26 protein-coding genes are annotated in these 25,795 nt (G+C 54.7%); 5 read left to right on the top strand and 21 right to left on the bottom strand.

The window, feature by feature from the left end:
* Positions 1 to 84: 84 nt before the first annotated feature.
* From V7775_RS07070 to V7775_RS07035, 8 genes are all read right to left on the bottom strand, one after another.
* Entirely contained in the window at positions 85 to 765 is a 681-nt protein-coding gene (locus V7775_RS07070) for an ABC transporter ATP-binding protein (protein WP_335751184.1), read from the bottom strand.
* Positions 758 to 2,044 carry a lipoprotein-releasing ABC transporter permease subunit gene (locus V7775_RS07065; protein ID WP_335751183.1) on the bottom strand — a complete coding sequence of 429 codons (1,287 nt, stop codon included), beginning with the start codon at positions 2,042 to 2,044 and terminating at the stop codon, positions 758 to 760. The genes V7775_RS07070 and V7775_RS07065 overlap by 8 nt, the downstream gene beginning before the upstream one ends.
* A 143-nt stretch (positions 2,045 to 2,187) precedes the next feature.
* Positions 2,188 to 2,688 (bottom strand): DUF2937 family protein, encoded by a 501-nt coding sequence (locus V7775_RS07060; protein WP_335751182.1) that lies wholly within the window; start codon positions 2,686 to 2,688, stop codon positions 2,188 to 2,190.
* On the bottom strand, positions 2,685 to 3,638 hold the full coding sequence (locus tag V7775_RS07055; protein WP_335751181.1) for a serine hydrolase domain-containing protein: 954 nt from the start codon (positions 3,636 to 3,638) through the stop codon (positions 2,685 to 2,687). The genes V7775_RS07060 and V7775_RS07055 overlap by 4 nt, the downstream gene beginning before the upstream one ends.
* A 90-nt stretch (positions 3,639 to 3,728) precedes the next feature.
* The gene (gene proS, locus V7775_RS07050; protein WP_335751180.1) at positions 3,729 to 5,081 is read right to left on the bottom strand and encodes a proline--tRNA ligase; all 1,353 of its coding nucleotides are present in this window, start codon (positions 5,079 to 5,081) and stop codon (positions 3,729 to 3,731) included.
* A gap of 103 nt (positions 5,082 to 5,184) precedes the next feature.
* Positions 5,185 to 6,426 carry a peptidase T gene (pepT, locus tag V7775_RS07045; RefSeq protein WP_335751179.1) on the bottom strand — a complete coding sequence of 414 codons (1,242 nt, stop codon included), beginning with the start codon at positions 6,424 to 6,426 and terminating at the stop codon, positions 5,185 to 5,187.
* Positions 6,427 to 6,563: 137 nt separating this feature from the next.
* A complete protein-coding gene (locus tag V7775_RS07040) occupies positions 6,564 to 6,761 on the bottom strand; it encodes a hypothetical protein (protein WP_335751178.1) in 198 nt (65 codons plus the stop codon).
* A gap of 96 nt (positions 6,762 to 6,857) precedes the next feature.
* A complete protein-coding gene (locus V7775_RS07035; RefSeq protein WP_335751177.1) occupies positions 6,858 to 7,298 on the bottom strand; it encodes a hypothetical protein in 441 nt (146 codons plus the stop codon).
* A gap of 299 nt (positions 7,299 to 7,597) precedes the next feature.
* Between V7775_RS07035 and V7775_RS07030 the strand changes: the two genes are divergently transcribed.
* The 4 genes from V7775_RS07030 to V7775_RS07015 all read left to right on the top strand — a co-directional run bounded on the left by V7775_RS07030 (position 7,598) and on the right by V7775_RS07015 (position 13,347).
* Complete coding sequence (locus V7775_RS07030; protein WP_335751176.1) at positions 7,598 to 8,680, top strand: AI-2E family transporter; 1,083 nt, start codon at positions 7,598 to 7,600, stop codon at positions 8,678 to 8,680.
* 1 nt (position 8,681) lies between these two features.
* Complete coding sequence (locus V7775_RS07025; RefSeq protein ID WP_335751175.1) at positions 8,682 to 9,365, top strand: HdaA/DnaA family protein; 684 nt, start codon at positions 8,682 to 8,684, stop codon at positions 9,363 to 9,365.
* Positions 9,366 to 9,417: 52 nt separating this feature from the next.
* Positions 9,418 to 11,592 (top strand): RNA degradosome polyphosphate kinase, encoded by a 2,175-nt coding sequence (locus V7775_RS07020; RefSeq protein ID WP_335751174.1) that lies wholly within the window; start codon positions 9,418 to 9,420, stop codon positions 11,590 to 11,592.
* A 168-nt stretch (positions 11,593 to 11,760) separates the two neighbouring features.
* On the top strand, positions 11,761 to 13,347 hold the full coding sequence (locus V7775_RS07015; protein WP_335751173.1) for a Ppx/GppA family phosphatase: 1,587 nt from the start codon (positions 11,761 to 11,763) through the stop codon (positions 13,345 to 13,347).
* Here the strand turns inward: V7775_RS07015 and V7775_RS07010 are convergent.
* From V7775_RS07010 to V7775_RS06980, 7 genes are read right to left on the bottom strand one after another with little or no spacing between them, the layout of a single operon-like run.
* Positions 13,327 to 13,695, bottom strand: coding sequence for a hypothetical protein (locus tag V7775_RS07010; RefSeq protein ID WP_335751172.1), 369 nt, complete (start codon positions 13,693 to 13,695; stop codon positions 13,327 to 13,329). The genes V7775_RS07015 and V7775_RS07010 overlap by 21 nt on opposite strands.
* A 36-nt stretch (positions 13,696 to 13,731) precedes the next feature.
* Positions 13,732 to 14,757: an endonuclease/exonuclease/phosphatase family protein gene (locus tag V7775_RS07005; RefSeq protein ID WP_335751171.1), complete on the bottom strand. Its 1,026-nt coding sequence runs from the start codon at positions 14,755 to 14,757 to the stop codon at positions 13,732 to 13,734.
* Entirely contained in the window at positions 14,757 to 15,437 is a 681-nt protein-coding gene (locus V7775_RS07000) for a molecular chaperone DjiA (RefSeq protein ID WP_335751170.1), read from the bottom strand. Before V7775_RS07000 ends, V7775_RS07005 begins: the two co-directional genes overlap by 1 nt.
* Positions 15,438 to 15,467: 30 nt before the next feature.
* Complete coding sequence (locus V7775_RS06995; protein ID WP_335751169.1) at positions 15,468 to 15,950, bottom strand: GNAT family N-acetyltransferase; 483 nt, start codon at positions 15,948 to 15,950, stop codon at positions 15,468 to 15,470.
* The gene (locus V7775_RS06990; RefSeq protein ID WP_335751168.1) at positions 15,944 to 16,558 is read right to left on the bottom strand and encodes a VOC family protein; all 615 of its coding nucleotides are present in this window, start codon (positions 16,556 to 16,558) and stop codon (positions 15,944 to 15,946) included. Before V7775_RS06990 ends, V7775_RS06995 begins: the two co-directional genes overlap by 7 nt.
* On the bottom strand, positions 16,555 to 18,699 hold the full coding sequence (gene scpA / locus V7775_RS06985; protein WP_335751167.1) for a methylmalonyl-CoA mutase: 2,145 nt from the start codon (positions 18,697 to 18,699) through the stop codon (positions 16,555 to 16,557). Before scpA ends, V7775_RS06990 begins: the two co-directional genes overlap by 4 nt.
* Positions 18,647 to 19,684 (bottom strand): hypothetical protein, encoded by a 1,038-nt coding sequence (locus V7775_RS06980; RefSeq protein ID WP_335751166.1) that lies wholly within the window; start codon positions 19,682 to 19,684, stop codon positions 18,647 to 18,649. Before V7775_RS06980 ends, scpA begins: the two co-directional genes overlap by 53 nt.
* 99 nt (positions 19,685 to 19,783) lie before the next feature.
* Between V7775_RS06980 and V7775_RS06975 the strand changes: the two genes are divergently transcribed.
* Complete coding sequence (locus V7775_RS06975; RefSeq protein WP_335751165.1) at positions 19,784 to 20,236, top strand: DUF4174 domain-containing protein; 453 nt, start codon at positions 19,784 to 19,786, stop codon at positions 20,234 to 20,236.
* A gap of 49 nt (positions 20,237 to 20,285) precedes the next feature.
* Here V7775_RS06975 and V7775_RS06970 read toward each other — a convergent pair whose 3' ends face one another.
* The 6 genes from V7775_RS06970 to V7775_RS06945 all read right to left on the bottom strand — a co-directional run bounded on the left by V7775_RS06970 (position 20,286) and on the right by V7775_RS06945 (position 25,719).
* Positions 20,286 to 22,331, bottom strand: a complete 2,046-nt coding sequence (locus V7775_RS06970) for an acetyl/propionyl/methylcrotonyl-CoA carboxylase subunit alpha (protein WP_335751164.1) — start codon at positions 22,329 to 22,331, stop codon at positions 20,286 to 20,288.
* Between the two features lie 116 nt (positions 22,332 to 22,447).
* Entirely contained in the window at positions 22,448 to 22,654 is a 207-nt protein-coding gene (locus V7775_RS06965; protein WP_335751163.1) for a hypothetical protein, read from the bottom strand.
* A gap of 301 nt (positions 22,655 to 22,955) precedes the next feature.
* Positions 22,956 to 23,318 (bottom strand): hypothetical protein, encoded by a 363-nt coding sequence (locus V7775_RS06960; RefSeq protein WP_335751162.1) that lies wholly within the window; start codon positions 23,316 to 23,318, stop codon positions 22,956 to 22,958.
* Between the two features lie 63 nt (positions 23,319 to 23,381).
* Entirely contained in the window at positions 23,382 to 23,528 is a 147-nt protein-coding gene (locus V7775_RS06955) for a hypothetical protein (protein WP_335751161.1), read from the bottom strand.
* Positions 23,529 to 23,742: 214 nt separating this feature from the next.
* Positions 23,743 to 24,177: a DUF6497 family protein gene (locus V7775_RS06950; RefSeq protein ID WP_335751160.1), complete on the bottom strand. Its 435-nt coding sequence runs from the start codon at positions 24,175 to 24,177 to the stop codon at positions 23,743 to 23,745.
* Positions 24,178 to 24,186: 9 nt separating this feature from the next.
* Positions 24,187 to 25,719, bottom strand: coding sequence for an acyl-CoA carboxylase subunit beta (locus V7775_RS06945; protein ID WP_335751159.1), 1,533 nt, complete (start codon positions 25,717 to 25,719; stop codon positions 24,187 to 24,189).
* Positions 25,720 to 25,795 lie beyond the last annotated feature (76 nt).

The raw sequence follows: 25,795 nt of genomic DNA, 5'->3' as shown, positions 1-25,795 counted from the left end.
GGCCTATCATTTAAATTATGCTGACTAAAAACGGACTTACTTGTCTGTTCCCACTGCAGTGCTAGCAGGTACAGGGCCATGTAATTAGATGCTCAACGCCCCTTGATCCAACCGGATTTGACGGTCCATACGGGCGGCCAGTTCTAAGTTGTGTGTGGCGATCACCGCAGACAACCCCGTGCTGCGCACAAGTTCCATAAGGGTGCCAAAAACAGTCTCGGAAGTGTCAGGGTCAAGGTTGCCAGTGGGCTCATCCGCCAACAACAGCTTGGGTCCATTCGCCAAGGCACGGCAAAAGGCAACGCGCTGCTGCTCGCCACCAGACAAAGCCGCAGGACGATGTGCCGCGCGGGGGGCAACGCCCACTTGATCCAGCAATTCCATGGCACGTGTATGGGCGGCAACGCGCGCAATACCGTTGGCCAGTTGGGGCAATACAATATTCTCAACTGCAGTGAACTCGGGAAGCAAGTGGTGGAATTGATAGATAAACCCCACATCGCGACGCCGTACAGCCGTACGCGCGCTGTCGCGTTTTCCGGTCATATCCACGCCACCAATTTCAACGGTCCCCGCGTCCGGCGTATCAAGCAGCCCCGCAATATGCAGCAGGGTTGATTTACCAGCCCCAGACGGGGCTACCAGAGCCACCACTTCGCCGCGCGCAACCTCAAGGTCGATACCCCGCAGGACGGTGACCTCATTAGGTTTACCGTGATTGTAGGCCTTGGTGATGCCAGACAGGCGCAAAACAGGATCACTCATAACGCAATGCCTCAACAGGGTTCATCCGCGCCGCACGCCGCGCTGGGAAGATGGTAACAACAAACGACAGGCCCAACGATAGACTGATGGCAGACATCACGTCCCCAAACTCAAGTTTTGCTGGTAAGAAATAGATGCCGCGAATGGAGGGGTCCCACGCATTGCCACCAGACATCCAGTTCACGAGCCCGAATATTTGATCCACATACAGCGCGAATAGGCAGCCAAGGATGACACCCATCGCCGTACCAATGATGCCCGTGAACGCACCGCAGATGAAAAACACCCGCAGGATTGATCCCTCGGACAGGCCCATCGTGCGCAAGATGCCGATATCGCGGCCCTTGTTTTTGACCAGCATGATCAGGCCCGATACGATGTTCATCGCCGCGATCAAAACAAGGATCGAAAGGATTACAAACATCACGTTATCCTCTATCTCGAGCGCATTCAGGAAGCCTGATGACGCCTCACGCCATGTCCAGATCAGCGCCGTATCGCCCGCCGCCTGCAAGATATCAGGCCCAAGGCGGTCAACATTATCCGGATCAGCAACCATCACCTCCAGCTCGTTCACAGCATTTTCCGAGTTGAAGTAGCTTTGTGCCTCGGCCAGCGGTAAATAGGCGCGGGTGCGGTCGATATCATACCGCCCTGCAGTGAAAATATAGGTGACCTCATAGCCATTCACCCGCGGGCTCGTGCCAAATGCCGTCTTCACACCGTCCGGCGAAATCAGGCGGATGTGATCCCCCACTTGCGCGCCCAGTGTGCGTGCGATGCCAGATCCAATCGCGATCCCTTCGCCAAAGCGCGTAATATCGCCCTGGGATTGCTGGGGGTTTGCAATACGCGGGATCGTTTTGAGGTTCTCGGCGGTGATGCCGTAGACTTCCATTCCAGCGCTATTGCCGCTGTAGGTCGACATGACCTGCCCGCGCACAATCGGTGCCACGCGTGTCACACCTGAAACCGCCTCAATCTGGGCGGCCAGCGCGTCGTAGTCATAGATATCACGGTCAATCGAACCGTTTGGCTGCACCACACCCATTTCATAGACGGTGACATGGGCATTTGCGCCCAAAATCGTATCGACAAATTCAGCGCGAAAGCCTGAACGCACGGCAAGCGTTGCAATCAACGCGAACACCGCCAATGTGATGCCGATCAGGCTAATCCACGTCATCACGCTCACGCCGCCTTCGGCGCGACGGGCACGCAGATAACGCCATGCGATCATCCATTCAAACGGGGCAAAGGGAGGGGTATTGGAAGCCATTTTTGTCCTTGCTCGGGTCTTGCATCCGGTTTTTCGGGGCAAGGTGAGGCTTTGCGCAGGGCGGGTCAAGGCTTTGCGGGTTTATGACCTATCCAATGCGTCAATGCGTTGCCATTGGGCGAATGCTGGCTGGTGTCGTTACTTTACGCCCGCGCATTCTGCCTACGCCGAAAGGGCACGCGCAACAGGCCCAGCACCAGACCAACACCCAAGCCCCCAAGCACAAATCCAACACCCGCAAAGGTAAGCCCTGCAAAACTCACGGGTACTGCCGGTTGGTAGGCCTCCCACGCTGCTTGTGCTATTTCGGTGTCGGTAAAACGGGCCGCATTATAGGCGCGCATAAACGGCCCCTGCCCCTCAAGGATGACCAAATCATCGCTCAGTCGTTCATAGCGCTCAATCGAGCGGGACATGTCCGCGCCGCGCCGCTCAAGAAACGGCGTGCCTTGCATTTGCGCCAACGCCGCGTCACGGGTTAGGTCAGATGCGGCGGCTGAGGCGTCAAAATCTGCAACAACTTCGCCCAGCGCATCCACCGCACCGCCAAGGCGCTGCATGTATTGCTGTGAGAATTCGGGGAATTGCGAGGTGGCTGTTGCGCTGGCAATGCCGCCCACAAATGTCAGGGTGCGAAGGATCATAACCCGTATACTACCTTTGCCAATGCCCCGTCCAATGCGCCCATCGCATCCCAATCAACACAGGCATCATAGGTCGCAACCACGCTCCACTCCCCTTGCCAGATCACGGCGTACGCACCAGTATTTAAACGCCCTGGCACACACCACAGGCCAAAGTGCCAAAAATTGCGGTGATCTGCGACATCACGCTCAAACATCCCCAACCCGTACTCAGCGCCTCCCTCAACCTCAAGGAGGACATCTGACGGAGAACCCGCGCCGTACATGCCATCTGGACCAAACCAGTGATATTGGAACAGTGCATAGTCTTGCGCGCTCATGCTCCATCCGCCCCATGGCAACATGCCTCCAGTCAGTTCAGAGGGTTTAGCCGTTGTCACATTGGCAGGTGCCAGTGCGCGGGATTGGCAGGCATCTTCATAAGGTTGGTCCAAAGCAACCTCGATCATCTCACCCAAGATACCGTAATTTTCGTTATTATAGCTATAGCGTCCAATGACATCCCGTTTGCGGTTCAATGCGATTTCCGTCGCGAGACGTTTGCGCGATACATTTGAGGTCATCCACAACCACATGACCCCTTGGGTGCTGTCCGGAGAAATCCCGCCACTGTGAGTCACCAACTGTGCCACCGTAACACCTTCATGGCCAAAACCGAGGACTTCTGCACTGGTGGTCTGAGCAGTCCAAATCCCGTCATCAATCAGGGTTGCGGCGCAGACGGCGGTAATTGCCTTGCTTAGGCTTGCGATTTCAACGGGTTCGTCGCTACGGGACGGGCCAACAACCTCGCCGTGATGCAGGATCACGATGTCAGAGCTAGAGATATTGTGATTACTTGCCCAAGTCTCAAATGCGGACTGAAGCGCAGTGACCGTTTCGCCTTCTGACTGCGCGGTGGCAGCGGTTGCCATAAACATTGAAAAGGCAGCGATGAGTATGTGTTTCATATCGCCATTTTGCCCAGCCAGGCGCGCATGCGCAACGGATAGTTCGTAAGGGGGAAGCGGCGCAAACCTAGCCTGCGCCGCTATTATTGATCACAGGCCGCGAACGGTCAGACCTTTGTAGATTTGTGCAATCCGCTCAACCGCCTGCTCGGGGGCCATTTCTTCGCTTTCGCCAGTGCGGCGTGAGGTCAGTTCAACCACACCGTTTTTCAAACCACGTGGCCCAACGGTGATGCGCCATGGCAGACCAATCAGGTCCATCGTTGCGAACTTACCACCAGCACGTTCTTTGCGGTCATCATACAGCGGCTCTAGGCCCAGCGCGGTGAGGCTATCGTACAGTGCCTGACAGGCTGCATCAGCTTCTTCGTCACCCTGCTTAAGGTTCACAATCCCGCAATGGAACGGCGTGACGCCTTCAGGCCAGATGATGCCTTTGTCGTCATGGTTGGCTTCAATAATCGCACCCAACAAGCGACTCACGCCAATGCCATGGCTGCCCATGTGTACAGGCACAACCTTGCCGTCTGGCCCTTGAACGGTAGCGCCCATTGCCTCGGAGTATTTTGTGCCGAAGTAGAAAATTTGACCAACTTCGATACCGCGTGCAACGCGGCGGCGTTCTTCGGGCACTTCGTTAAACAGTGCCTCGTCGTGGGTTTCATCCGTGCGCGCATATTTGCTGGTGAATTCATCCATGACGGCCGCACACTCAGCGTGGCTGTCGTAATCAATGGCGCGGTCGCCAAAACGCAAATCAGTTACGTCACTGTCATAGAAGACTTCGGATTCGCCTGTTTCGGCCAATACTAGGAACTCATGTGTGTCATCGCCGCCAATTGGGCCACTGTCAGCACGCATCGGGATCGCCTGAAGGCCCATCCGCTCATACGTACGCAGATAGCTGACCAAGTGGCGGTTATAGGCATGCATCGCGTCTTCTTTGGTCAGGTCAAAGTTATACCCGTCCTTCATAAAGAACTCACGGCCGCGCATCACGCCAAAGCGTGGACGCATCTCGTCACGGAATTTCCACTGGATGTGATAAAGCGTCAGCGGCAGGTCTTTGTAGCTGCCAACGTGGCTGCGGAAGATGTCGGTGATCATCTCTTCGTTGGTGGGACCATATAGCATATCACGGCCCTGACGGTCTTTGATGCGCAGCATTTCTTCGCCGTAATCATCATAGCGACCACTTTCGCGCCACAGGTCTGCGGGCTGAAGCGTTGGCATCAGCATGGGCACGTGGCCTGCACGTATTTGCTCTTCGTGTACGATGTTTTCCAGCTTGCGCAGAACCTTGAACCCCATCGGCAGCCACGAATAGATACCCGCCGCGTTCTGTTTGATCATACCAGCACGCAGCATGTAGCGGTGGCTTACGATCTGCGCCTCGGAAGGTGTTTCTTTCAACACGGGCAGGAAATAACGGCTTAAACGCATGGGGCGATCCTCATAAAACTTCGCTGCTTGCTTAGGTCAAAGCCCCGCCCGACACAATCGCCGTATTTGGGGCGGCGATTGGTCATTGGACTGCATTGCGGGCCTAAGGCTGGTTTACAGCCCGTTGCGCCAACCGCAGCGCGACTTGGGTTGCTTTGCCCATGTCCTGAACTGATATCCATTCAAGCGGACCATGAATTTCCTGCATGCCACAGAAAACATTCGGACATGGCACGCCAAGCTCAGTCAGACGCGACCCGTCTGTACCGCCCCGGATCGGGATCGCAACGGGGGTCAATCCGACATCACGAATAGCAGCATGCACCAGATCGACAGGCGTCATATCGTTTTCCAGCCAATAGCGCATGTTGCGGTATTGTGGTGTGATCTCACAGATCACTTCGGCGCGCGGCTCAGTCAGGGCAACGGCGGAACAGACGGTGCGCAGAACATCACCCTTTTGGGCAAGGCCCTCACGCTCAAAATCACGAATGATCAGGCCAATGGTAACCTCAGCGGCATCGCCATTCATATCTGTGATGTGGATAAATCCCTCTTTGCCCTTTGTTGTTTCGGGCGTCATTTTGACCTGAGGAAGCCCCTGAATGACCTTTGCCGCAAGGTGCGTGGCATTCACCAGCTTGTCCTTGGCCCACCCCGGATGGATTGAGACACCGCGGATAGTCACAAAAGCACGATCCGCCGAGAACGTCTCGTGTTGGACCTCGCCGGGGGTTGAGCCATCAAAGGTATAGGCAAAGTCACACGCCATATCTGCTGGTAGCCGTTCATCCACACCGCGCCCAATTTCCTCATCAGGGGTAAAGGCAAGACGAATTTCACCATGCGCAATATCTGGATTCTTCAGCAAATGACGTGCAGCGGTCATGATGATCGCAACACCCGCCTTATCATCCCCCCCTAACAGGGTAGTGCCAGAAGCTGTAATCAGATCATGGCCCACACATTTCTTCAGGTGCGGCGAGATGTCAGGCCCCAGTCGGCGCTCAGGCGCATCAGGAAAGCTAATATCGCCACCGTTGTACCCCCTGATAAGGCGCGGTTTGACACCCGTCGCGTTGAACTGTGGCGCTGTATCTACATGCGCACACAATCCCATCACTGGCCCCTCAACCGTTGCGGGCACCGTGGCCAGCACAACACCATAATCGGTTAGCCGCACATCCTTTGCACCCATCTCATCCAGCTCGGTCACCAAAAGGCGGCTCATATCCAACTGACACGCTGTTGAGGGCTGGCTAGTGCTGGCTTCATCGGACTGACTGTCGATGGCAGCATACCGCATCAATCTATCCTGCAGCTCGGAATCGTAGGGGGTGCGCATAGTGTAGCTCCGGTAAGGGTTGGCCCTATCGTGGCGTGTGTGTCTCAGGTGTCAAGCACAGTAGACATTTTCACATCCACCTACATCTCTAGCGCTTTAGAAATCAACGAACTGCCAAAAAATGGATCGCTCCAGACTCAGTCTTCATGTCGCATCAACCAATCCTCTGCTTTGACCTCAAGGGTTTCATCTTTCATGTAGGAATGAAAATGACGTGTTCCACAGCCTTCCATTTCGATCCAAGGTCTAGGGTCCAAATCATCCCGGCTATCGCCTGATATTTCGTAAAATTCGCCCCACGAGGGTGCAAGCCCACTGAAACGGCATTGTCCCATGTACCAGCCTTCGTCGTTTACGGGGGTAACGCGATACTTTGTGCAGACAACAAAGCTAACCGAGATTTCGGGTACGATCTCATATTGGTGATACTGCTAAGGATTTGGCTTAATACGGGCTACAAGTGTATTGCCCGTTTGCTCAAGACTGAGGCCCGCAAGATTTGGGTGGGCGTTCCAACCTTCGTTCAAACGCGTGAATGTAGGCAGATCATCTGTTTCGAAATGCCAAAGCAGTTCGGCTTTGGGGAGCCAAGAAACCCACAGCCTATTTGGGTGTTCTGCCAATGGCCTCAGCTCTTCTGGCCGTTCGTTGATCAAAATAGAGATGCTTCCAAGATCAGAAAACCAAAGTGCGGTCACACAATTTCGTTTTCGATGCCCATCGACACCTTCGACCACTAGGTTGCGGCCAGCCAGTTGAAGCATATCCCCTTCTTCAGGAATATAAGTAAGCCGATCTAACATAAGAACAGAGCGGGATTTGTCTGTCCCTACACTTAATATGTCGGTCACACGACCCTGTGGCTTACGCATCTCTCAGCTTTCGACAACAAGTAACATCCAGATTAGATCACAGCACACCAACCTGAAATTCTTTTGAAGCGGACCTACGACTAATCCGCAGCATCATATATTTTAACTCTTTCGTTGAATTCAACCTACGAGGCACCAGCTACCACTACACCCAAAAGCTGTCTGACTGGTAATTTGGAACGTCAAATTATTTGGCCTGTCATACATTTGCCTGCACTGGGCAGGCCCATTTCTACAGCCCGCCCTTGAAAATCAGCCAACCATGAGCGATGTGTAAACCTTGTCGCAGGAGCACAGCTATGGCGTTACCTATCAGAGACCAGTTGAAATATTGGGGCATCGCCTCAATGGCAGCTTTGGTCATTTTATGGTTCATGGGGGACGTGCTGCTGCCTTTCGTTCTGGGCAGCGCGTTGGCCTATTTCCTTGATCCTGTTGCCGACCGATTAGAAAGCATGGGCCTAAGCCGCGCGATGGCAACTGCTGTCATCACTATTGTTGCTGTTTTGATCTTTGTCATCATGGCGTTGCTGGTGATCCCCACATTGGTTGCGCAGGCGATCAATCTGTTTGAAATCGCACCGGATCTGACCAAACGCCTTAGCGCATTCTTTGTTGAGCGGTTCCCCTCTTTGCTCGAAGAAGGCTCAACTTTGCAAAGCTCGATCACGTCGATTGGTACAGCCGTGCAAGAACGTGGCGGTGAACTGTTGAATACCGCCCTCAGCTCAGCGGCGGGCATTCTGAATCTGATCATGCTGTTTGTGATCGTACCTGTGGTTGCTGTTTACATGCTGCTCGATTGGGACCGCATGATTGCCCATATCGATACGCTGTTGCCGCGTGATCATGCGCATGTCATCCGCCGATTGGCACACGACATTGATAAAACACTTGCCTCGTTCATTCGTGGGATGGGAACCGTTTGCCTGTTCCTAGGCACTTATTACGCAATTTCTTTGATGTTGGTTGGGCTGCAGTTTGGTCTGGTTGTTGGCTTTATCGCAGGGCTAGTGACGTTCATTCCTTATCTGGGTGCCTTGATCGGCGGCGCGCTGGCGATTGGTCTGGCGCTGTTCCAGTTCTGGGGTGATTGGGTTTCTATCGGCATGGTTGGCGGTATTTTTGTGATCGGTCAGGTGATTGAAGGCAATGTCCTCACCCCGAAACTGGTTGGCAGCTCCGTAGGTTTGCATCCTGTTTGGCTAATCCTCGCCTTGTCGGTTTTTGGCTCGTTGTTCGGGTTTGTCGGCATGCTGGTTGCGGTTCCTGTTGCCGCTGCATTGGGCGTTGTGACGCGCTTCGCGGTAGAGCAATACCAGTTGAGCCTGCTTTACCGTGGCACCGAGCACCAAATACTCCCAGACGAAGACGCCGAGTAAGATGGCGACACAACTTGGCTTAGACCTGCCCGTCCGCACCGCCCGTGGTCGCGACGATTTTCTGGTTGCCCCCTCCAATGCCATGGCTGTTGCTATGATCGAAAATTGGCGCAATTGGTCAGGATCCAAAATGGTACTGACTGGGCCAAAAGGTGCGGGAAAAACGCACCTCACACATGTTTGGGCAGATGCGGCGCAAGCCACAATTGTTACCGCATCCAATCTGACAACACAGGATGTACCCTCACTGGCGAGGTCCAGCGTCGCCGTTGAGGACGTCAACCGCATTGCCGCCAATCCCGATACGCAGACTGCTCTTTTTCACCTGCACAATTTGGTTCTTGCTGAAGGACACTCATTGTTGCTGACAGGTACCGGCGCAGTGGCACATTGGGGCATCACCCTACCCGATCTAGACAGCCGAATGCGCGGCGCGTTGGAGGCCTCAATTGATGCACCAGACGATGCGCTTTTGTCGGCTGTGTTGGTCAAACTACTTGCGGATCGCCAATTGATGCCGCCCCCCGACGTGATCCCTTATTTGCTCAAACGAATGGACCGTTCATTTGCTGCTGCAAATCGCATCGTTGCTGAACTGGATCGCGAAAGCCTGGCGCGCAAACGCCCGATCACACGCGCACTTGCAGCACTTGTGCTGGACAAGGACGACACAGCCGCGCGATAGTGAACATGCTCCCGTCGTATCCCTGTTACATTTTTACTGGATAAGCACGTTCATGTCTGATCCCGATTTCCTCACAGCCCCTTTTGATACCCCTATTGAGTTACCCGAGCTGGACCTGTCCGGCCCCGGACGCTTCCAAAACCGCGAACTCAGCTGGCTTGGCTTTAACTGGCGGGTTGTTGAAGAGGCCGAAAACCCGCGCGTGCCCCTCCTTGAACGCCTACGGTTTTTGTCGATCTCCGCAGGCAATCTGGATGAATTTTACACCGTTCGCGAGGCGGGCCTGCGTGAGCTGGCACAGGCAGGCAACACCACGCCAGCGGCTGATGGCCTCACCCCCGCCGAGCAGCTTGTCCTGATCAACCAAGAAGCCCGCGCGTTGATGTCGAGCCAGCAACAAGTGTTGGCCAACCTGCTGCGCGAAATGGACGAACAAAAAATCATGCTGGAGGGTCTAGACGATCTCAGCAGCGATGACCTTGTGGCGCTTGACGAAACATTTCTATCTCAAGTTTTTGCCGTTCTCTCACCTCTGGCGATTGATCCCGCACACCCCTTCCCCTTCTTGCCCAACACCGGTTTCGCAATTGCGATGCAACTTGAGCGCACCCGCGACAAGAAACCCCTGCAAGCCCTGCTGCCGATCCCGGCGCAAATTGACCGCTTTGTGTCTCTTCCCGCACCTGAGGGCACCAAACGCTTCCTCCCGCTCGAAGACCTGCTGGTTCTCAAAATTCCCGACCTGTTTCCCGGGTACAAACTCAAGGCGCATTTCGAATTCCGCGTCTTGCGGGACAGTGATCTTGAGGTTGAGGATGAGGCCGAAGACCTTGTGCGCGAGTTTGAAGTTGCGCTGAAACGGCGGCGGCGCGGTGAAGTGGTGCGCATGACGCACTCGGCTGGTGCGCCCGCAAAATTGCTCACAACAATCATGCACGAATTGGGTGCAAAACCGCAGGACGTGATTGAGATTGATGGCATGATTGGCATCGACGACCTGTCCGAGCTGGTGACCGATGACCGCCCTGATCTGTTGTGGCCACAGTTCACCCCACGCATCCCAGAACGCGTGACCGACCACGATGGCGACATGTTACAGGCCATCCGTTCAAAAGACATGCTGCTGCACCACCCCTATGAGACCTTCGACATGGTGGTGCGTTTTCTACAACAGGCCGCGCGGGATCCAAATGTTGTGGCCATCAAACAGACGCTTTATCGCACATCCCGTCACAGCCCCATCGTTGAGGCCCTGTGCGAAGCGGCGGAAGCTGGTAAATCCGTCACTGCGCTGGTTGAACTCAAGGCGCGGTTCGACGAAGCCGCCAACATTCGCCAATCCCGCAGGCTAGAACGTGCAGGCGCGCATGTTGTTTATGGATTTATCGATCTAAAAACCCATGCCAAAATCTCATCCGTTGTGCGGCGCGAAGGTAATGATCTGGTCACATACACCCACTTTGGGACAGGTAATTACCACCCCATCACCGCACGCGTCTACACCGACCTGTCGCTGTTCACCTGTGACAAAAAACTGGGCCGTGACGCTATCAAAGTGTTCAACTACCTATCAGGATACGCCCAACCAGAGCATTTGAACAATTTGGCGATTTCGCCGCTCACGCTGAAATCCAGCCTCCTTGAGATGATTGCGGCCGAAGCCGAACACGCCCGCGCAGGGAAACCCGCCGTAATTTGGGCAAAAATGAACAGCGTAGTAGATGCCGAAGTGATTGACGCGCTTTATGCGGCGTCCAATGCTGGCGTGCAGATCAGCCTGATCATCCGCGGCATCTGCGCCCTGCGCCCCGGCATTAAAGGGCTGTCCGAGAATATTCGCGTCAAATCGATTGTCGGACGTTTTCTGGAACACTCCCGCATCGTTTGTTTTGGCAACGGCTATGGTTTGCCGCACAAAAAGGCGCGGGTGTTCATGTCATCCGCCGATTGGATGGGTCGTAACCTAAACCGCCGCGTCGAAACATTGGTTGAGATCGGAAATGCTACCGTAAAAGCCCAGATCACCAGCCAGATCATGGCGGCCAACATGGCTGACATCGCGCAAAGCTGGGTCATGGCACCAGACGGTAGCTTTGCCCGTCCTCCTCTGCCTGAGGGCCAGTTCGCCTTTAGCTGTCATCGGTTCTTCATGGAAAACCCGTCTTTGTCGGGGCGCGGATCAGCGGGCGCATCCGACGTGCCAAAGCTCACGCATACCGAAGACTAAGTTGCCGCCATCAGCGATCAAACGTTGACACTAGCGGCAAGCACCAAAAATCGTGTGAAGGTCGGCACAGCCGACTTTCTCCTTTGGATCAACACTGGTTAGTCATTGACGTGGGCTAGGGTATGGGCCAATTTGCATCAACTCAACGCCTCACAATCCGGAGCGCGCATGCCTGAGACAATCGAACAAAAACTGCCTGTTCCTGAGACTGGCGTTGCCGATTTAGGACTTTTCGGAAAACCCCTTTTTCAAGACCCAGGTGCACGTGCACTGCGCCGTGTGGGTGTTGTGGATGTGGGATCAAACTCGGTTCGGATGGTGGTGTTTGACGGTGCAGCACGCTCCCCTGCTTATTTTTACAATGAAAAAATCATGTGCGCCCTTGGGGCTGGCATGGCCGATACGGGCCACCTGTCCCCCGAGGGTCGCGTGCGTGCATTATCCGCGCTCAAAAGGTTCTCAAAACTTGCTGAGGGCATGGGCCTCTCCGAATTGACAGCTGTCGCAACGGCCGCTGTGCGGGATGCATCAGACGGGCGCGCATTTTGCCAAGAAGTCCGCGAACAAACTGGCGTAAAAATCTGGGTCATTGACGGCAAAGAAGAGGCCCGCCTCTCTGCGCAAGGTGTCCTGTTGGGCTGGCCTGGGGCTTACGGACTGGTCTGTGATATTGGCGGCTCCTCACTTGAGCTTGCTGAAATCTCGGGGGGGCGTGTTGGGCGCCGCGAAACATCCTCGCTTGGTCCGCTGAAACTACGTGACATCAAAGGTGGCGCAAAAGCGCGCAACGCCCATATCAAAGAAGTCATGCATGCGCTTGCCGATAAGATGGGCAAGCAGCGTGACCGCCTGTTCCTTGTTGGCGGTTCATGGCGTGCCATTGCCCGCATTGACATGATCCGCCGCGGCTATCCGCTGCATGTGCTGCACGAATACCGCATGACCCGGCAATCCGTGCGCGACACAATCGAATTCATCCGGACTTCCGATATGGATACCTTGCGGGTTGAAGCAGGTGTCTCATCCGCCCGCGCCTCTCTGGTTCCTTATGCGTGTGAAGTTCTCAGCCGGTTGGTCAAGACCTTCAAACCAAAAGACATTGCCATTTCCAGCTATGGCATCCGCGAAGGGATGCTGTATGAGCAGATGCCGCAACGCTTGCGCGACCGTGATCCATTGATCGAAGCCTGCCGTTTTGCCGAAGATAAGGACGCGCGCAGCCCCGGGTTTGGCCGAATGCTGTATAACTTCATCTTACCTCTCTACAAATCCGCCTCAGAGCCGCGCAAACGTATGATCAAAGCCGCCTGCCTGCTCCATGATGTGAGTTGGCGCGCGCACCCAGATTACCGCCCCGAAGTTTGTTTTGATAACGCTACGCGTGCCAATTTGGGCGGGCTCAAACACTCCGAACGCATCTTTATGGGCCTTGCCTTGATGCACCGGTATTCCAACAAACGCGAAAACGTTCGCTTCAACGACCTCATCGAAATGGTTGATGAGAAGACCCGCGATGACGCCGAAATCCTAGGTAAGGCCATGCGATTTGGCGCAATGTTGTGGATGGACAAAATCGCTGAATTGGGCGAAATGCGCTGGTATCCCAAGAAAAAAGAGCTGCACTTGCGTCTAAGTGCAGACATGATGCCGCTGTTTGGTGAAGTAGCTGAAGCGCGGTTCACATCGCTTGCTACATCGCTGGATGCGCAGGCAATTGTAAAAGCCTCAAAACCATTAAAGATCGATCTGGGGTGATACCTCTTTGAGTGGATCATCAGGTGCGATGTTTGGCAGATCGGGTTTGCGACGGATGATGATGTCCCCATTGGGTAAAACTTCGGGCGCAGTATAAACGCTCCAGTCTTCTACCTCTTCCAGAACATTGCGCAGCTTTGGCCCCATTTCGGTGACAAAATCCTGCAAAGCAGGCCCTGCGTCTTCCAACAATGCGGCCATTTCATCTAATGCGGGTGCCATTTCTTCGATCAACCCATCAAAGAACAACTGCGCGCCCCGCTCCATCAAAGATGGGCCTTGCTCCTGTGCAACAAGGGGCGTGGATAACATCATTGTAACAAGTGGAATGGCAAATATCTGTTTCATACGCCCTATATAGGGGCTCAGATGCGGTTCGCCAAATTATACATCGATGTCTAGCGTCACCGGAAAGTGATCGGACGCCGCAACCAAGGCCTCCCGCAGGGCACTGTCACCCCAACACGCAGGGTCATCCAACGGATGCCAAATGCGCCACTGCGGCGCGCGGTCCCGAATGCCGAGACACACCATAATGTAGTCAAGTAGTGCCTGCAAAAACCGTTTTTCCTGCCTGATCCAAAACCGTGAAGTGGTCGGTGTTGCGCCCAGACGCTGTCCCAGCGCGCGCGCCGCGTGCGGATCATACAGCGGGTGATCGCCATCTGCGCCTAGAATAATCTCAACCGAAGAACGCCCAAACAGGTTTTCAAAAGCGTCCAGACCCGGACCATCATTCAGATCACCTAGCAGCATTATAGGCGTTTTATCAGCTACATGGCTGTCGATACGCGCACGCAACCAAATCGCTTGTGCAAGCTGTTTACGGCGGTTTGCGATTGAAATCTGCATCGCATGTTTGTCATCGCGCGCGCCGTGCGGTGCCTTTGATTTCAGATGTGCACCAATCATGCGAAACGAAAAACCACTGCGTGTTTCTATCGCCAACTCAATCGGTGGCTTGGAAAACACTACTTGATCTTCAGTTGCATCAATATCCAGATCAATCAGCAGGCTGCCGTCAAAACGCGGCGCGCCGGGTGCGCCCTTTGCGCCGCTCGGCTCCCCCTGAGGGTCATGCACGGCTGTCATCATGTCGGGATCAAATAACAGCGCGATCTCTTGCTGTGTATTGTTTGCAAAGCCCATCACCGCGCGGCGGGCACGAAGCCCAAACCGTTCTGCGAAATGTTCGAGGGCGGCAACGGCATCATGATTGGGGCCAGCGTCAGGTGCTTCGATGACCATGATCGCATCGGCATCCAATGCACGAAACACCGTGCCCAACGCTGCGGTTTGCTGCGCACGCGTGACGTTCCAACGCCCCGACCAGCCGCCATCGTCATGCAATTTGTCATCCTGATCAAACAGGTTTGCAAACCACTCAACGTTATATGTCGCGATCCGCATTAAATTGACTTACCCGAAATCGTTTCCCACGCGCGATTGATATCGATCATCCGCTTTTCCGCCATTTTCACAGCTTCTTCAGGGAGGCCACGCGCAATCAACGCATCGGGGTGATTTGCACGCACCAGTTTACGCCATGCAGCGCGTGCTTCTTCCTTGGTGGCGTCACGCGGTACACCTAAAACCATATGCGGAAGCGGCGAGGAATTGGGCACAAAGCGCGCGCGCAAAGTTTCAAACTGTCCCTCTGGCACCGCAAAGATTTGCGCAACCTCTTCTAGGAATGCATTTTCATTGGGATGATAAATGCCATCCGCCATTGCGATGTGAAACAAGCCTTCTAACAGGTCACCCAGAATGGGCGATTCATCATCGAACATCCCTTTGATGCGGCGTGCGTAGTCGTCAAAACCCGCAACATCAGTACGCGCAAGGTTGAACACCCGCGCAGCACCTTGGGCATCATCATCCCCGATCCGGAATACTTCACGGAATGCTGTGACCTCGTCTCGGGTGACTTGACCGTCGGCCTTGGCCATCTTGGCGCCCAACGCGATCACTGCAATTGTAAAAGCAACCGAACTTTCCGGCGCAGTGCGCAAACGGTCAAAAACTGCCGTCAGCCCCTCACCCGAGGCGAGAGCAGACAGAGCTTCGGAAATGCGGGCCCAGATTGACATAAGCTATCCTAACGCATGCGCGACGACGTGTCAGGGCTTAGCTGTGATCCTGCTCATCAAGATCAAGTCATGCCAGCGCCCGTTCTTATGCCCTACCTGTGATAATTGGCCAGATATTGCAAACCCCATTTTTTGGTGAAAGGCGACAGCGGCAGTATTTTCGTTTCCGATACCCGCCACCATGACGTGGATACCTTGCTCATGCGCCTGTTTCAGCGCCTCTAGGATAAGAGGGCGGCCAATCCCCTGTCCCGATTTTGCAGTAATGATGCTGTGCTCGGCGGTGTGTACGTATCCATCGCCTGCCCTAAACGGCCCCCATGTCACGAATCCGGCGCAGTCATCGCCTTCCTGCGCGACCAGAAAACACCCCTTGCGGGTTTCCAGCATTGTGCGCAGGTCGGCATCTGATTTTTCTTGGGCGGTGAATGTTGCTGTGGTGTCGCGGATCATCGCGTTCCACAGCGCCTTGATGGTTGGCAAATCATGCGTATCCGCCGGCCGGATCAACACAGCCGCGCGCGTCCTTTCGGGGTGGTCATCTGCGCCATCAATTTGGCTTCACCAACATGAAATGAAATCCGCCCATCCGTCAGGATTGGCGCAAGAAGCGCGCCAAGCTCTGCCGCTTGCGGGTGATGGACCTCCAAGGAAGCAATCCCGCAGCCCTGTTGGGTCAGGCGCGATGCAGGATGTGCGTCCCCAACCCACTCAATCAGCGCAGGCGCGCAATTGTCGTAGGGCAATACGCCATCTAGCGGGACCGCCATGCGCCAGCGCAAATCACCACGCTGCAAATCAACTGGCGTGCCAAAACCGTCAGGTAATTCCGCTAACGTTGCATCAAGATCATCACAGCGGCAAATCCAATTTGTCAGACGCGGTGCACCTGTAAACCGATCCATATCAAACCACCGTGGCCTGTCGGGCGCTGGTGCAGACGGGTTAATCGCAATGGCCTCAAGATACAGACCATCCTCCAAACCCAACAACGTGTTGTGGGTGTGGAAAATCGGATGTTCTCCACCTTGCTGCAGCGGGACGCCTAGGGTTGCTTCAACCTGAGCCGTCACAGCAGCAAGCGGTTCCCCCGCTACCGCAATATGATCCAACGTGATCAAGTGCGGGCCTTGCGAATAAGCTTCAGGATGTCTTGGGCTGCATTGGGAATGTTGGTACCGGGACCAAAGATGGCCTTAACACCAGCGTCATATAGGAACTGATAGTCCTGCTGCGGAATAACGCCGCCACAGATCACTAGAATATCCTCGGCACCTGCATCTTTGAGCGCCTTAACCAGTTGGGGGGCCAATGTCTTGTGACCTGCCGCCTGAGAACTGATCCCGATGACGTGCACATCGTTGTCTACGGCATCTTGGGCCGCTTCTGCAGGGGTCTGGAACAGAGGCCCTACATCAACGTCAAAGCCGATATCCGCAAATGCTGTTGCAATCACCTTGGCACCACGATCATGTCCGTCTTGGCCCATTTTGACAACCAGCATGCGGGGGCGACGGCCCTCATCCACAGCGAAGTCTTCAACCGATTTCTGGATCGCAGCAAACCCTTCATCACCCTCATAGGCTGCGCCATAAACACCCGCCAATGTCTTTACTTCGGCGCGGTGACGGCCGAACTCTTCTTCCATCGCCATGCTGATCTCTCCCACGGTGGCCCGTGCACGCGCGGCTTCTATTGCGCCTTCCAACAGGTTCCCACCTTCGCGGGCGCGACGGCCCAACTCGGCCAATGCAGCGGTGCATGCGGATTCATCACGGCTGGCACGGATCGTTTTTAAACGGGCGATCTGGCTATCACGCACGGCCACGTTATCCACATCCATGATATCGATTGGGTCTTCTTTTTCGCGGCGATACTTGTTCACACCAACGATCACATCGGTACCACGGTCTTGGCCAGCCTGACGCTGTGCAGCCGCTTCTTCGATGCGCAGTTTGGGCATCCCCGAGGCCACGGCCTTGGTCATGCCGCCCATTTCTTCGACCTCTTCAATCAGCTTCCACGCGGCTTCGGCCATGTCATGGGTCAGTTTTTCAACGTAGTAAGAGCCTGCCAGCGGATCGACGACATTGGTCACGCCTGTTTCTTCTTGCAGGATCAGCTGCGTGTTGCGGGCGATGCGGCTGGAGTTTTCGGTCGGCAGGGCAATTGCTTCATCCAGCGCATTGGTGTGCAGCGACTGCGTGCCGCCCAATACCGCACTCATCGCCTCGTAGGCGGTGCGGATGACGTTGTTATAGGGGTCTTGTTCTTGCAGGCTCACGCCGGAAGTTTGGCAGTGGGTGCGCAGCATTGAGGATTTGGGGTTTTGCGGTTTAAACTCTTCCATGATGCGCGACCACAGCAGACGCGCGGCGCGCAGTTTGGCGGCTTCCATAAAGAAGTTCATGCCGATGCAGAAGAAGAACGACAGACGCGGTGCAAACTTATCCACATCCATGCCTGCAGCAATGGCCGTGCGCACATATTCGCGGCCATCCGCTAACGTAAACGCCAGCTCTTGCACAAGGTTCGCGCCTGCTTCTTGCATGTGGTAACCGGAAATCGAGATGGAGTTGAACTTCGGCATCTCGTTGGCTGTGTATTCAATGATATCCGCGATGATCTTCATCGACGGCTCTGGTGGGTAAATATAGGTATTACGCACCATAAATTCTTTGAGGATATCGTTCTGGATGGTGCCCGACAACACAGCACGGGAATGGCCCTGCTCTTCTCCGGCAACGATGAAACTGGCTAGGATTGGGACAACCGCGCCGTTCATTGTCATCGAGACTGACACTTTATCCAGCGGGATGCCGTCAAAGAGGATTTTCATATCCTCAACGCTGTCAATCGCGACGCCAGCTTTGCCAACGTCACCCTCTACGCGCGGGTGGTCACTGTCATAGCCGCGGTGCGTGGCCAGATCAAAGGCAACCGAAACCCCCTGCTGGCCTGCCGCCAATGCGCGACGGTAAAATGCGTTTGATTCCTCGGCGGTGGAAAAGCCCGCGTATTGACGGATTGTCCATGGGCGTCCTGCGTACATTGTCGCTTTTACGCCGCGTGTGTATGGCCCCTCACCCGGGATTCCACCCAGATGGTTTACCCCGTCCAAATCCTCTGCTGTATACAGCGGGGCGACATCGATGCCTTCCAATGTCTTCCACGTCAGGTCATCCAACGGACGCCCGCGCAGTTCACCTTCAGCTAATTTGCGCCATTCGTCTTTGGACGCTTTGGTTGGTTTGTTGGTCATGGGACTGTCCTTTTGTCAGTACTCCCGCAGACAGGCTGAAACCTGTTCTTGTTCGGGAGGGATCCTCTGTCAGTGTCGCAAGCCCATCCGCACCAGCGGTGAGCCACATCATATCGTCAGCGTATGCTTCGCGCAGATACGCCGCTTGTTCGGTGTTAAACGGGTTCCACCGCCCCTCGCCGCTGGCGAGATGTCCGGGCAGGTCGGCGACAGATACGCCGTTTTCTGTCATTCTGTCGCGCAGAGATGCCATATCGGGGGACCGGGCAAGCCAGCACTGGGCATGCGAGGTTGGTGCAGGACGGCCTGTTGCAATCGTCAACATTTTGTCTGGCTGACCCGCGAATTGTTCAAACGGCAAAACTCGTATTTCAGCCTGAGGCACTGCGCAAGCCAGATCAGTAATGACATCACGCCATGTGCGCGATGATCTTGCAAACCCGTTTATCGACTTGGCGTCTGGTACCCCATGTCCACGTCCAACCCCGTAAGCCATGACAGATGCCCACCACAGATCCAGCGAGCGAACATTCATAATCACGCGCTTAATCCGTCCCTCAAATGCAGCATCAAGGCGGGCCATCCGCTCCCCTATTGAAGGATAAAGCGTACCAGCACGCACACATGCACGCGGCGCGCCAATCATGTTTTCATCTGTCACCAACAGCCGCTTTGCGCCTGTATGTTCGGCGTAGGCAGTATTAATGCGAACCCGCCCCATGGCGCGGGCCTGAATGTCTCGGCCATTGCGCAAGAGAGGTTTGGAAAACAGGCCGTCCAACATCCCTTTTCGAAGCATCCGTGGCTCCCACAGGTCCGTGCCATCAGCAGCCAGCCTTTCGCGATTGCCCCGCAGATAGTGTTGGAAGCTGGTAGAGCCAGTGCGATGCGCACCTATATGAAGAACGATGTCCATAAGCCTAACGATACCTTTACGCCAAAGGGCCACACGCGGCGGCCAAGGAAGGGAAACTGCGACATTCATGCGGCAAAACCCCTTGCAGTGGACTTAATGGTAAAAATGGTGACATGCGCCTTCGCAATCGCGCCCAAAGAGCCTATATAGGACCCAGAGGGAGAGCTTATGAAAACGTTGTTAGGTGCTGTTATTATTTCCTTTTTCGCTGCCAGCGCACAGGCGGACACGGTGCCCTCACCTGCGTTTTCACTGGTTATTCGAGAGGCCGGTGAAACAAATTTGAATGACTTTAAGTGGAAAAAGAGACCTGTCATCATCTTTGCCGACAGCAAGGATGACCCTGCGTTTGTAGAACAGATGAAGCTTTTGGCGAGCCGCGCGGACGATTTGAATAAACGCGATGTCATCGTGATCGTTGATACGGACCCCGATGCGCGCAGTGCAATACGGCTGCGGATGCGCCCACGTGGCTTTATGCTGACGCTTGTAGGCAAGGACGGGGATGTAAAGATACGCAAACCCTTCCCATGGGACGTACGTGAAATCACACGCAGCATTGACAAAATGCCCATGCGACAACGCGAAATCCGCGACGAAAACAGCGACCAAAATAAGTAGGTACTGCGGACAAAACTGCCCGCAGTAGTGTTTATGAGGGGCCTACGGCTCACTCGAACTCCATGATCACATCATCCACGGCGAGGCTATCACCGGCGCCCGCGTTGATCTTGGTTACGATGCCTTTACGTTCAGCGCGCAGGATATTTTCCATCTTCATCGCCTCGATCGTGCACAGCGCTTGGCCATCTTGCACTTCGTCGCCAACGGCCACGTCGAGCTTCACAATCAAACCCGGCATTGGGCACAACAGCAGCTTGGATGTGTCTGGCGGCACCTTCACAGGCATCTTGCGGGCCATTTCAGCCTGAAGTGGCGTGCGCACATGGACCTTCATGTCTGCGCCGCGTGTACGAATGCGGAAACCACCCGAGATTTTACCAACCTTCAAGATCAGCGGCGCATCCGACACAGTCATCGTGGCAAGCTGATCACCCGGTGTCCAAGCACCAGAAACGCGCAACGTCTCTCCGCCTTCAAATGTTACACTGGCGCCTTCTTGATCCGCTGCGATGGTCACGTCAAAACTGTGACCTTGAATCGCGACATTCCAATCACTGCCAACCTTGCGTTCGTGGTTGTCCATGCGGCCAGAAACCCGCGCACGGCGAATTTCGGCAACGCGGTGCATTGCGGCGGTGGCCGCTGCGATCCGGCGCAATTCGCTCTCAACCAGTTCAACACCCTCAAAACCATCAGGATATTCGTTCTCGATGAAGGCCGTTGTCATCGTACCATCGATGAATATGGGATGATCCATAACCGCGCTCAGGAATGGCAGGTTGTGGCCAATGCCTTCCACTTCAAAGCTGTCCAACGCAACGCGCATCCGCTCAATCGCTTCGCCGCGTGTTGGGGCCCATGTGCACAGCTTTGCGATCATCGGATCGTAGAACATGCTGATCTCGCCGCCCTCGTAGACGCCTGTATCATTGCGCACAGCAGTTTCGCCTGTGGGCGCATCGCCATGCCATTTGCCGTTATCCAGCAGCGGACCGGCTGCAATCTCGGCTGGTGGACGGTAGCGCGTCAAACGACCAATGGAGGGCAGAAAGCCGCGATATGGATCTTCTGCGTACAGACGATTTTCGATAGCCCAACCATTAATCTGAACGTCTTCTTGTTTGATTGTCAGCTCTTCACCATTGGCCACGCGGATCATCTGCTCAACCAGATCGACGCCAGTAATCATTTCGGTGATGGGGTGTTCCACCTGAAGACGTGTGTTCATCTCAAGGAAGTAGAAGTTTTTGTCACCGTCTACGATAAATTCTACAGTACCGGCAGAGGTATAGCCAACGGCCAACGCCAATGCGACAGATTGGTCGCCCATAGCCTTGCGCGTTGCTTCATCCAAGAACGGGCTTGGTGCTTCTTCAACAACCTTCTGGTTGCGGCGCTGGATCGAGCATTCACGCTCGTTCAGGTAAATACCGTTGCCATGCGCATCGCAGAGAACCTGAATTTCGATGTGGCGCGGGTTGGTCACGAACTTTTCGATGAAGATACGATCATCACCAAACGAGTTCGCGGCCTCATTCTTGGAAGATTGGAAACCTTCGCGGGCCTCGTCATCATTCCACGCGATCCGCATGCCTTTACCACCTCCGCCTGCGGTCGCTTTCAGCATCACGGGATAGCCAACCTCATTGGAAATTTTCACCGCTTCATCAGCATCCGCAATGATACCCATATAGCCCGGAACCGTGCTCACGCCCGCTTCTTGGGCGATCTTCTTGGAGGTGATCTTGTCCCCCATCTTTTCAATTGCACCAACTGGGGGGCCTACAAACGCAACGCCAGCAGCGCTGAGCGCTTCGGCAAACTTGGAGTTCTCAGAAAGGAACCCATAGCCGGGGTGAACGGCCTGCGCGCCAGAAGATTTGACGGCCTCCATCACCTTATCAATAACAATGTAGGACTGATTGGCTGGTGGTGGCCCGATGTGGACTGCCTCATCCGCCATCTGCACATGCAGCGCCTGTTTGTCTGCATCCGAATAGATTGCAACGGTTTGGATACCCATTTTGCGCGCTGTCTTTATGACACGGCAGGCAATCTCGCCGCGATTGGCGATCAGGATCTTGTTAAACATATGCTGGGCCCTTTTGGTGGTGAAAGAGGTTATTGAAACGCAAAATACCCTGCTGGCACGTCGCCAGCAGAGCATCTACGTTAGATAAAATAGGAGCATGCGCTCCGGTGTTCAGATTATTTGCAGCGGACCACTTTGGTCTGGCAGGCAAGCACGTTTGCCCCTGCACCAATTGCCGCGCCTTGCAGTACACTGCCGCTGGTGAGAACAGCTGCTCCCGCACCGATAGCTGCGCCGCCAATCGCTTGATCACCCATTGTATCCCCGCAAGCAGCAAGCCCTGCTGCCACTGAGAGTGCAAATATAATTTTGGGAATACCCATGCCTGTAGTCCTTTTTTACGTTTTTTTACCGAGACAACACGGGAAACGTGATTTTGTCGTTCCCGCCCCTGTCCAGTATTACGCCAAAAAAGGACGGACAGCGCGGCGGAGGGAGATGCCAGCTGCCCGCCATAAGAAGGGGTATAGTTGAAAGGCGATATACGCACGAGACCGAAACCCCGAATTGTCGCTGCCATCACAGTGCGCGCGAAATCCCCCCGCGCAAAGCGCGCGATTGCCAGCAGGCCATTCTCGGCCATCGCTTGCTTAAATGGGGGGGAGTTGCGCAAAATCATGCCTATTATTCGCCAACGATCTTCGGAAAAGCCTGACGCGCAGCGCGCACATCAATCTTTAGCATTGCTTCATAATGGGAGTCGTCGAAAGGATCCGTCGCGGGAATGACCTCGCGGCCATAGAACCACGACAAACGACCCGCATCCAAATTACCACGTTCAAACGGTTCTTCGCCAAATGTATTCCATAGCGCTGTAAAAAAGAACTCATCTGCGCGGCGGTCCGGCGCACGGCGATCAGAACGACGCTCACGACTGGAGAGTGGCGTTGCCCCTTTGGGATTGGCGCGGCGCAATGTGAATTGGAAATCAGTGCCCGGCAATCGGCCTGGGAATCCGCGGTGTTTGAGCATGTAAGCTAGTGCCATGCTGCGCCCTCCACGTGAGGACATGAGGTCAGGACGGGCGCGGACGCCCATCCTGTCTGTCGTTTATTTGTATTTGCCTGTGTAAACGGGCTCTTGGCTGATCGGCTCTTGATCAACCACGACAAATTCTTCGACCTGCTGCTCGCGCGCACAGGCGGCAACGACGACCATAAGGCCGAGTGTTGCAAAAAGCTTGATGTTCTTTGACATCTGTATCTCCTGTCACTTGTTATACGGGACTGGTTTTTGAAACCTGCCATTTTTCCCGCAATAGATGTGGACAGCACTGATGTGCAGCCCAAGGGCATCTTAGCCAAGTGGGAGAGCGCTGGATATGTGGATAAATCTGTGGGCAAATTCTGTGACTCCAAAGTCGCAAAAGGGCGTTCGCAGGGGGCGTGATCCGCAAGATATTGTGTATGCATCAAAATTCGTCCCACATGCAGACGCCGTTTTCAGGGCGAAATGATTCAAAATACTGGGTTACGTCAGGATCTGACTGACCAAACTCAGTAATCCGAGACATAAACGAAATAACGACCTTGTCACCGTTCAACGTGTATTCATCGATATAAGGCAACGCGATGGCCTCACACAGATGCAGCATATCCCGCCCTGCTACTTCGTAGGTTACCTGCCCCTCACCCACAGCGATTTGTGGCGCAAGAAAGCGAAAGCGTAACCACGTGACCGTCTCTTGCGCGTCAATCAGCACCTCGTGCAACACCACGTCCTGCCCCGACGGGACCTCTGCGGCAGCCAAGGGAGTGGCCAACACCACAATGGCGCAGACCCCAAGAACACGGCGGCAGCTGCCACCGCGATCTTTTTGAGCAAAAAATGAACGGCGTGAGATCATTTTGACGACCTACAGCGGAATGTTGTTGTGCTTTTTCCATGGCACGTTGGTCTTTTTGTTGCGCAAGCTAGCAAAGGCGCGGGCAATTCGTTTGCGTGTCATGCGCGGCTGGATGACTTCGTCGATAAATCCACGTTCAGCAGCGACAAACGGATTGGCAAAACGCGTTTCATAATCTGCTGCATGTTTGGCTATCTTGGCAGGGTCTTTGATATCCGCGCGGTGGATAATCTCGGTTGCGCCTTTGGCCCCCATCACAGCAATCTCAGCTGTCGGCCATGCATAGTTGAAATCCGAGCCAAGGTGTTTGGACGCCATCACATCATAGGCACCACCGTAGGCTTTGCGTGTGATCAGTGTGACCATCGGCACAGTCGCCTCACCATAGGCAAACAACAGCTTTGCACCGTGTTTGATAACGCCGCCGTATTCCTGCGATGTTCCCGGCAAGAACCCCGGAACGTCAACCAAAGTGAGGATCGGAATTTCGAACGCATCACAGAAACGCACAAAACGCGCAGCTTTGCGCGAGCTGTCGATATCCAGAACACCCGCCAGCACCATCGGTTGGTTTGCCACCACGCCTACGCTGCGGCCCTCAATACGGATAAAGCCAATCAGGATATTTTTGGCAAAGTCCTCCTGAATTTCATAAAAATCACCCTCATCAGCGACTTTAGTGATCAGCTCTTTCATGTCGTAAGGCGTGTTCGCGTTTTCTGGCACCAACGTATCCAGCGACGGCTCAATCCGGTCAGGTGCGTCAAAGAACGGCCGCACAGGAGGTTTTTCACGGTTGTTGGCAGGCAGGTAATCAACCAGACGGCGCACCTCGGCGAGGGCTTCAACGTCATTCTCAAAGGCTGCATCCGCAACCGAGGATTTGCGGGTGTGCGTGGTTGCGCCACCTAGTTCTTCTGCCGTCACCTGTTCGTTGGTTACGGTTTTCACCACATCTGGGCCCGTAACAAACATGTAAGAGCTGTCTTTGACCATGAAAATGAAATCGGTCATGGCAGGAGAATACACAGCGCCGCCAGCACATGGCCCCATGATAACGCTAATCTGCGGGATCACACCTGATGCTTCGGTATTGCGGCGGAAAATCTCGGCGTAGCCTGCAAGGCTATCCACACCTTCTTGAATACGCGCACCACCTGAATCGTTCAGGCCGATAACAGGCGCGCCATTTTGCATGGCCATATCCATGATCTTGCAAATCTTCTTTGCATGCGTTTCAGACACCGAGCCACCAAGAACCGTAAAGTCCTGCGAAAAGACATAGACCAGTCGCCCGTTGATCGTGCCCCAGCCCGTTACAACGCCATCCCCTGCGGGTTTCTGCTGCTCCATCCCAAAGTCAGTGCAGCGGTGCGTCACGAACATATCGAATTCTTCGAACGAGCCCTCATCAAGCAGCAAGTGCACGCGCTCGCGCGCTGTTAGCTTGCCGCGCCCATGTTGGGCGTCGATGCGTTTCTGACCACCACCAAGGCGCGCATCCGCGCGGCGGTCGTCGAGCTGTTGCAGGATATCTTTCATGGACGGCTCCTCCCATAGGATTACTTAATGCCTTGTACCTCAGCAATCGGGGGAGACAAAGCGCGAATTAGCAAAT

The sequence above is a fragment of the Sulfitobacter sp. genome (assembly GCF_036960155.1).
In the GTDB taxonomy this organism is placed as follows: Bacteria; Pseudomonadota; Alphaproteobacteria; order Rhodobacterales; family Rhodobacteraceae; genus Sulfitobacter.
Note: the sequence above shows the minus strand (reverse complement) of the source record. Positions and strands in the feature narration are given on the sequence as shown.

Bases quoted from the DNA above. Each gene is read 5' to 3' on its own strand.
- V7775_RS07070 (WP_335751184.1), bottom strand. From the start codon at position 765: ATGAGTGATCCTGTTTTGCGCCTGTCTGGCATCACCAAGGCCTACAAT.
- V7775_RS07065 (WP_335751183.1), bottom strand. From the start codon at position 2,044: ATGGCTTCCAATACCCCTCCCTTTGCCCCGTTTGAATGGATGATCGCA.
- V7775_RS07060 (WP_335751182.1), bottom strand. From the start codon at position 2,688: ATGATCCTTCGCACCCTGACATTTGTGGGCGGCATTGCCAGCGCAACA.
- V7775_RS07055 (WP_335751181.1), bottom strand. From the start codon at position 3,638: ATGAAACACATACTCATCGCTGCCTTTTCAATGTTTATGGCAACCGCT.
- proS (WP_335751180.1), bottom strand. From the start codon at position 5,081: ATGCGTTTAAGCCGTTATTTCCTGCCCGTGTTGAAAGAAACACCTTCC.
- pepT (WP_335751179.1), bottom strand. From the start codon at position 6,426: ATGCGCACCCCCTACGATTCCGAGCTGCAGGATAGATTGATGCGGTAT.
- V7775_RS07040 (WP_335751178.1), bottom strand. From the start codon at position 6,761: ATGGGACAATGCCGTTTCAGTGGGCTTGCACCCTCGTGGGGCGAATTT.
- V7775_RS07035 (WP_335751177.1), bottom strand. From the start codon at position 7,298: ATGCGTAAGCCACAGGGTCGTGTGACCGACATATTAAGTGTAGGGACA.
- V7775_RS07030 (WP_335751176.1), top strand. From the start codon at position 7,598: ATGGCGTTACCTATCAGAGACCAGTTGAAATATTGGGGCATCGCCTCA.
- V7775_RS07025 (WP_335751175.1), top strand. From the start codon at position 8,682: ATGGCGACACAACTTGGCTTAGACCTGCCCGTCCGCACCGCCCGTGGT.
- V7775_RS07020 (WP_335751174.1), top strand. From the start codon at position 9,418: ATGTCTGATCCCGATTTCCTCACAGCCCCTTTTGATACCCCTATTGAG.
- V7775_RS07015 (WP_335751173.1), top strand. From the start codon at position 11,761: ATGCCTGAGACAATCGAACAAAAACTGCCTGTTCCTGAGACTGGCGTT.
- V7775_RS07010 (WP_335751172.1), bottom strand. From the start codon at position 13,695: ATGAAACAGATATTTGCCATTCCACTTGTTACAATGATGTTATCCACG.
- V7775_RS07005 (WP_335751171.1), bottom strand. From the start codon at position 14,757: ATGCGGATCGCGACATATAACGTTGAGTGGTTTGCAAACCTGTTTGAT.
- V7775_RS07000 (WP_335751170.1), bottom strand. From the start codon at position 15,437: ATGTCAATCTGGGCCCGCATTTCCGAAGCTCTGTCTGCTCTCGCCTCG.
- scpA (WP_335751167.1), bottom strand. From the start codon at position 18,699: ATGACCAACAAACCAACCAAAGCGTCCAAAGACGAATGGCGCAAATTA.
- V7775_RS06980 (WP_335751166.1), bottom strand. From the start codon at position 19,684: ATGAATGTCGCAGTTTCCCTTCCTTGGCCGCCGCGTGTGGCCCTTTGG.
- V7775_RS06975 (WP_335751165.1), top strand. From the start codon at position 19,784: ATGAAAACGTTGTTAGGTGCTGTTATTATTTCCTTTTTCGCTGCCAGC.
- V7775_RS06970 (WP_335751164.1), bottom strand. From the start codon at position 22,331: ATGTTTAACAAGATCCTGATCGCCAATCGCGGCGAGATTGCCTGCCGT.
- V7775_RS06965 (WP_335751163.1), bottom strand. From the start codon at position 22,654: ATGGGTATTCCCAAAATTATATTTGCACTCTCAGTGGCAGCAGGGCTT.
- V7775_RS06960 (WP_335751162.1), bottom strand. From the start codon at position 23,318: ATGGCACTAGCTTACATGCTCAAACACCGCGGATTCCCAGGCCGATTG.
- V7775_RS06955 (WP_335751161.1), bottom strand. From the start codon at position 23,528: ATGTCAAAGAACATCAAGCTTTTTGCAACACTCGGCCTTATGGTCGTC.
- V7775_RS06950 (WP_335751160.1), bottom strand. From the start codon at position 24,177: ATGATCTCACGCCGTTCATTTTTTGCTCAAAAAGATCGCGGTGGCAGC.
- V7775_RS06945 (WP_335751159.1), bottom strand. From the start codon at position 25,719: ATGAAAGATATCCTGCAACAGCTCGACGACCGCCGCGCGGATGCGCGC.